Below are 6812 nucleotides of genomic sequence, written 5' to 3' on the forward strand. Positions count from 1 at the left end.
TCCAGAGGGGTTGTGGTGCGGATCTGCGGAAGGAACAGAAGGAACGGGAGGAATGGAAGTAGTGAAGGAACGGGAGGAAAAGGGTGGAGAGGAGGACTACTCCTTCACCGCCCCATCGGTGGTGTTCATGATGCGTTTCTGGAAGATGAAGAACATCACCGCGACCGGGATGGTCATGATCGCCGCCGCGGCCAGCTTGAGCGGGTATTGCGTGCCCTGGCTGAGCTGCCCGGAGGCCAGTGACGCCACGCCCTTGGTCAGCGTCGTCAGCTCGGGGGACTGCGTGGCCACGATGAAGTGGGACAGCTCGTTCCAGGACCCTTGGAACGACAGGATGATGATGGTCACCAGGGCTGGCCGGGCCATCGGCAGAACGATCGACCAGAACACCCGGAAGGTGCCGGCCCCGTCGATGCGGGCCTGCTCCTCCACACTCGCCGGAATCGACTCGAAGAAGTTCTTCATGATGAAGACGCCCGCGGCATCCGTGAGCAACGGCACGATCATCGCAACGTAGGTGTCGTAGATGCCGAGCTGGTTGATCACCAGGAACTTCGGGATCAGGAGCACGACCCCGGGCACGCTCATCACGGCGATGAGCAGCGCGAAGATCACGGTGCGGCCCCGGAAGTGCAGCCGCGCGAGGGCGTAACCGGCCAGGGAATTGAAGAAGACGCGGCCGAGGGTGACGAAGACGGTGACGATGGCGGAGTTCTGGAACCAGACCGGGAAGTCCGAGTTGAGGAACAACCTCTCGTACGCGGCCGTGGACCAGGTTTGCGGCAGCAGTGACATGGGATTGCTGGCGGCATCGCCATCCGTTTTGAAGGAGGTGGCGACCTGAATCAGGAACGGTGCGATGTAGATCATCGCGAGCACGATCAGGATCGCGTACAGCAGCGACCGGCCGGCGATCGCGCGGGTCGGCAACTGTTCCCGGCCCAGGGCGCGCAGGCGTTGGGAGGGAGAGACGGTGCGCTCGCGGGTTCTCACCGTGGTGCTCATTTCGAACCTCCGGATGTCGGAATCGGCAGATACGGACGCATCCGCCGGGCGGAGACCTTGCGTTCGGCCAGCAGAGCGCGCTGGAACAGGGTAAAGGCCACGATGATGACGAACAGGATGAAAGCGATCGCGGCGCCCTGGCCCCAGGCCTGGTTGGTGAAGGCGGCCTGATAGGAGAGATAGGCCGGAGTGAGCGTGGTCTTGCCTGGTCCACCCTGCGTGCCGGTGTAGATCTGGTCGAAGACCTGCCAGGCACCGATCAGGCCGAGGGTGAGCACGGTGAAGAGGGTCGGCCGCAGCTGGGGGAGGGTGACCCGCCAGAACCGCTGCCAGCCGTTGGCGCCGTCCATCATGGCGGCCTCGACGACGTCGCCGCTGAGGTTCTGCAACGCGGCGATGAACAGCAGCATGAACGTGCCGCTGGTGGTGAACACGGCCATCAGGATGAAGGCGCTCATGGCCACGGATGGCCCGGCGAGCCACTCCCAGAAAGAGATCCCGAGGAACGTGTTGCCGGTGAGCGCGGCCGGGCCGGTCTCGACGCCGAACGCTCCGAGGATGTTGTGCAGCACTCCGCTGGGGTCGTTGAACCAGTTCGGTCCGTTGACGCCGATGAACGCCAGCAGTTTGTTGACGGCGCCGCTGGCGCTGAACAGGAACAGCCACAGCACCGTGATGGCCACCGAGCTGGTCACCGACGGGAAGTAGAACGCGGTGCGGAAGAAGCCGCGGCCGCGCAGGATCTGCCGGTTGACCAGCACGGCCAGCAGCAGCGACAGCATGGTCTGGGCCGGCACGACCAGGAGGACGTACCAGGCGTTGTTACGCAGCGCCGTGCCGAAGTCCTGTTCGGCCAGGCCGCCGCCGCCGACCAGGGCGGAGTAGTTGTCGAGGCCCACGAACGACACTGTGCCGCTGAAGGGGCTGCCGCGGCCGTTCCAGTCGGAGAAGCTGACCCAGAGGGCCATCAGCACCGGGATGACCAGGAACAAGCCCAGCAGGATGATCATCGGGGCGGTGAAGAGCCACCCCGAGGCGGTCTCGCCGCCCCGGATACCGGAGCGGCGAGCCGTGCGTGCAGGCGTCGACATGGTGGACTACTTCAGCAGTGCTTCGAGGTTGTTCTGCACGGAATCGAGAATCGCCTGCGCGTCCCCGGTCTTCAGCGACTCGAGCTGGGCGTTCAGGTCGCTCGTGACGTCAGCGGCGCCCTTCACATTGGGCACGCCCGTGGCGTAGTCAGCGCTGTCGAGGAAGGCCACCAGGGTGGGGTTGGCGCTCTTCCAGTCTTCGGCGGCCGACTTGATAGAAGGCATCGGGCCGAATTCTTCCGAGAAGGTGAGCTGGGCGTCCTTGCTGGTGAGCTGTTCGACGAGCTCGAGCGCGCCGGCCTGGTTGGGGCTGTCGGCGGCGATGCCCCAGCAGTTGGTGAACTGCAGGGTACCCTGGCCCTCCGGGCCTGCAGGCAGCTCCGCGACCGTGTAGTTGACGTCGGGGAAGTCGCTCTTCATCGCGCCTGTGATCCAGTTGCCCTCGATGGTCATGGCCGAGAGCTGCTTGCCGAACGCCTCGCCACCCCAGCCGGCACCGATTTCGCTGGCGTAGCTCATCACTCCGTCGTTCAGGAGGGTCTGCGCGTATTCGAGGCCCGCGACGTTCTCCGCGCTGTTCGCGGTGACCTCGGTGTTGTCTTCGCTCATCAGGCTGCCGCCGGCCTGGGCCATGAACGCGCCCAGACGGGCGTATTCGCCGCCGAGGGCGAGGCCGACCTGGCTGTCGGTCGTGAGCGTCTTGCTGACGGCCGCGAGCTCGTCCCAGGTGGTGGGGATGTCGGCATCCGTCAGCCCGGCCTGGGCCCAGAGGTCGTCGTTGATGATCAGACCCAGGGTCGAGAAGTCCTTCGGCGCGCAGTAGAAGTCGCCCTCGTACGTGAAGGAACTGACCAGGCTCGGGTAGAAGTCGTCCTTGTTGGCCAGATCGTCGCCGTAGGCCAGGAGCGAGCCGTTCGAGGCATAGCCGGCGAGTGCATCCGTCGACAGGTAGAAGACGTCGGCGGGCTTCTGGGCCGCGAAGCCCTGGGCGAGCTGCTGGTTGAGGTCGCTGGCGACGCTGACCTTGGCGTCGGTGCCAGAGGTCTCGGACCAGGCGGCCACGGCGGCGTTGACGGAGGCGGTCTCGGCGTCGCCGCTGGAACCGATCAGAATGTTGAGCCCCTGGGTGGAATCGCTCGTGAGTTCTCCGCCCGAATCGGCGGTGTCGCCGCCGAAGCCGGATCCGGAACCGCACGCGCTGAGGGTGAGGGCGCCGGCCACGGCGAGCCCGGTTCCGATCAGCCAGCGGGAGTTGCGTCGTTGCATCTTGTTTCTCCTTGAGTCGCGCATCGATGCGCGTTTGCTTGTGTAAAGGTCACGATAGCTGAATTTATTTGATCGATCAAACTTTTTTTTGATCGATCTAATCACCGTGTTTCCACGATCCCTCGAGACGCGGTATTCTGTGCAGAACAATATTTGATCGTTCAATTCACGGGGGCAGGCGCGTCCGGCAAAGGCGTGGGGCAGGAGCGGCGATGGGTGGGTTCCCCACGGTGACGGATGTCGCGCTCGCGGCCGGCGTCTCCCGGCAGACCGTCTCGAATGTGATGAATTCGCCCGGCATCGTGCGCACCGACACCCGCCAGCGGGTCGAGGCTGCCATCGCCGAGCTCGGGTACCGGCCGCACGCCTCCGCCCGCCGGCTGCGCACGCGGCGCAGCTCGACCATCGGCATCCGGCTGGATCCGATGATCGACGGCATCTCCGGTTCGGTGCTCGACCGGTTTCTGCACGCCGTGACCGAGCAGGCCGACGCGCAGGGGCTGCGGGTGCTGCTGTTCACGGCCACGAGCCCCGAAGACGAGATCATCCAGTTCCGGCGCCTGAACGACGGAGCGGATGTCGATGGTTTCGTGCTCACGTCGACGTTCGCCGGCGACCCACGCACCCGATGGCTGATCGAGAACGGCATCTCCTTCGTCACCTTCGGGCGGCCGTGGGGAGTCGACGATATGAACGACCCGCAGCACCTGTGGGTGGATGTGGATGGCTGGTCCGGCCTGCACGCCGCCACGCGCACGCAGCAGGAGACCGGAGCCCGGCGCATCGCCTACATCGGCTGGCCCAGCCCGTCGGGCACCGGCGACGATCGCCGACGAGGCTGGTACGACGCGATGATCGAACGCGGCGACGTCTCGGAGCGGGACTTGGCCGAGCTGGAGATCGTCACCACTGACGGCGTCAGCCAGGGCACCGCGGCCATGCAGCAGTTGCGGCAGAACGCCGGCCAGATCGATGCCGTGCTCTGCGCGAGCGACTCGCTCGCCCTCGGGGCGATGATCGCGAACCCCGAGCGTGTGCCGGTCATCGGCTACGACAACACCCCCATCGCCGCCGCGATCGGGCTTTCCAGCGTCGACCAAGCAGTGGACGAGGTGGCCGCCGGAGTGCTCGAACTGCTCACAGGAGAGTTCGGCGGCAAGGTGCACGGAGCCCCCGAGTCGGCCGAACCCCGGCACCGGATGGTCACGCCCCGGCTGGTCGTGCGCGAGTTCGCCGCCATCCCGATGGACGTGCCGCGGTAGCCGCTAGCATGGCGCCATGACGCTCCCCGAGGTTGTCGGACTCCCTGTTTCTGTCCCAGTCCCAGTCCCTCTCGCGTTCGCCCTGCCCGACGCGTGGAACCTCGCCGGTCATACGGCCCTGGTCACCGGGGCCGGCAGCGCCTCCGGGATCGGATTCGCCGCGGCACGGATGCTGGGTGAGCTCGGTGCACACGTCGTGCTCACCGCCACGACCGAACGCGTGCACGAGCGAGCGGCCGAGCTGACGGAACGGGGCATCGCGGCATCCGGCATCGTCTGCACCCTGCACACCGAGGCCGGCGCACTGGTGCTCGCCGACTCCCTTGCGACCGCTGGGCTGGCGCCCACGATTCTGGTGAACAACGCGGGCATGGTCGCGGTCGGCGACGCCGAGATGCTGCACGGCGACGTGAGCACCACGTTGCCGGACGAGTGGGACCGCGGCCTCGCGATCAACCTATCGACCGCCTTCCACGCCACGCGCACCGTGATCGGCTTCATGCACGCGGCGGCCTGGGGGCGCATCGTCACAGTGTCCAGCGTGTCAGGGCCGGTGATGGCGTCGCGCGGGGACCTGACGTATGCGGCCGCGAAGGCCGGTCTGGCCGGGCTCACCCGGGCGCTCGCCGTGGATGAGGCCTGGCTCGGCATCACCGCCAACGCGGTCGCACCGGGCTGGATCGAGACCGGGTCTCAGCTGGAGAGCGAGGCAGTCGAGGGCGCGCTCGTGCCCGTCGGGCGCAGCGGCACGGCTGCCGAGGTGGCCTCCGTGATCGCCTGGCTGGCCTCGCCCGGCGCGTCATACGTCACCGGCCAGACGATCGTCGTCGACGGCGGTAACAGCGTGGCGGAGGAGCGCCGGTAGCGGCACCGGTCCGTCAGCCGGTGCGGCAGCCGGTGCAGCAGCCCGTGCAGTTGAATAGACGGGTGACTTCTGCACTGATCGACCGGCTTCGCGCCGACCTTGCCGCCGCCAACTTCTCGGTCTCGGCCCTCACCGGCCTGTGGGGGATCGAAGCGGATGCCGCGTTGCGCCGCAACCAGCGGGTCCCGGCGCTGCGGGGGCTGGACGGTCTCCGGGAGAGGCTCGGGCACGCCGAACCCTGCGCCACACTGGCTCGCCTGTTCGTGCTCGGCCTGCCCGTCGACCGTGCGGATCTCGATGCCGCCCTCCCCGCGCTGGGTGCCGCCGGGGCCGAGGAGCTCGGCCTCGTGGTATCCGTCGACGCCGGTGTCGCCGCCGATGTCCTTCCGAGTGTCGGCCCTGTTGGTTCCGGTGCATCCGTCGCGGCCGGCACCCTCCGCCCGCTCCTCGAACTGCGGCCCTACAGCTTCGTCGACGCGCATGGCGCCGGGAGCTGGTGGATCGTGTCCGACCTGGGAGAGCTCGCACTCGGCCACCCGCTCGGTGAAAGCCATGTGCTCGGGGTGGGTGGGGCATCCCTCACGTTGACCGGGCTGCTGATCCCGACCCCGGTGGCCAGCGCCCTCGACCTGGGCACCGGGTGCGGAATCCAGGCCATGCACGCGTCCCGGCACGCCGACCGGGTGGTAGCCACCGACATCTCGGTGCGAGCCCTGGAGCTTGCCGCGCTCAACGCGGAGCTGAACGAGATCGGGAATATCGAGTTTCGCCTCGGGAGCCTGTTCGAACCGGTTGCGGGGGAGCGCTTCGACCACATCATCTCCAACCCTCCGTTCGTGATCACCCCGCGTGTGCCGGGAGTGCCGGCCTACGAATACCGCGACGGCGGCCTGGTCGGCGACGCGCTCGTCGAGGCGGTCGTGCGCGGCGCTGCCGAACATCTCACCCCCGGCGGCGTCGCCCAGCTGCTCGGGAACTGGGAGTACCACGCCGACCAGGATGCCTTCGAGCGTCTGGCCGCCTGGCTCGACGCCCCTGTCACTCTCGTCACCCCTGTCACTCCCGCCTGGCTCGACGCCCCTGTCACTCTCGTCACCCCCGTCGCATCCCCTGCATCGCCAGCTTCCGCCCCGCTGCGCCCTGACGAATTCGACGGAGATTTTGCCCCAAACAGCCCGAATTCGGCGCGTATGGTCCCTCTGGGAGCAGAATCTCCGTCGAATTCGCACACGCCCGGGGCCGCGGGTGCCGCCGGGGCCGAGGGTGCCGCCGGGGCCGAGGGTGCCGCCGGGGACGAGGGTGCCGCGGGGGCCGGGCACGCCG

General features: G+C 67.6%; 6 protein-coding genes. 3 read left to right on the plus strand and 3 right to left on the minus strand.

The window, feature by feature from the left end; translation table 11 throughout:
* Positions 1-96 precede the first annotated feature (96 nt).
* Genes E3O62_RS07975 through E3O62_RS07985 form a run of 3 tightly spaced genes read right to left on the minus strand, consistent with a single transcriptional unit; the run spans position 97 to position 3362 of the window.
* Positions 97-1005 carry a carbohydrate ABC transporter permease gene (locus E3O62_RS07975; protein WP_134398078.1) on the minus strand — a complete coding sequence of 303 codons (909 nt, stop codon included), beginning with the start codon at positions 1003-1005 and terminating at the stop codon, positions 97-99.
* On the minus strand, positions 1002-2096 hold the full coding sequence (locus E3O62_RS07980) for a carbohydrate ABC transporter permease (RefSeq protein WP_134398080.1): 1095 nt from the start codon (positions 2094-2096) through the stop codon (positions 1002-1004). The genes E3O62_RS07975 and E3O62_RS07980 overlap by 4 nt, the downstream gene beginning before the upstream one ends.
* A 6-nt stretch (positions 2097-2102) precedes the next feature.
* On the minus strand, positions 2103-3362 hold the full coding sequence (locus tag E3O62_RS07985; protein WP_134398082.1) for an extracellular solute-binding protein: 1260 nt from the start codon (positions 3360-3362) through the stop codon (positions 2103-2105).
* Positions 3363-3574: 212 nt separating this feature from the next.
* Between E3O62_RS07985 and E3O62_RS07990 the strand changes: the two genes are divergently transcribed.
* From E3O62_RS07990 to E3O62_RS08000, 3 genes are all read left to right on the plus strand, one after another.
* On the plus strand, positions 3575-4624 hold the full coding sequence (locus E3O62_RS07990; RefSeq protein WP_134398083.1) for a LacI family DNA-binding transcriptional regulator: 1050 nt from the start codon (positions 3575-3577) through the stop codon (positions 4622-4624).
* Between the two features lie 16 nt (positions 4625-4640).
* Positions 4641-5489, plus strand: coding sequence for an SDR family NAD(P)-dependent oxidoreductase (locus E3O62_RS07995; protein WP_134398084.1), 849 nt, complete (start codon positions 4641-4643; stop codon positions 5487-5489).
* A gap of 62 nt (positions 5490-5551) precedes the next feature.
* Positions 5552-6812 (plus strand): methyltransferase (locus E3O62_RS08000; protein ID WP_241973374.1); only part of this gene is annotated, 1261 nt, incomplete at its 3' end.

Source organism: Cryobacterium sp. TMT2-15-1 (genome assembly GCF_004402345.1).
In the GTDB taxonomy this organism is placed as follows: domain Bacteria; phylum Actinomycetota; class Actinomycetes; order Actinomycetales; family Microbacteriaceae; genus Cryobacterium; species Cryobacterium sandaracinum.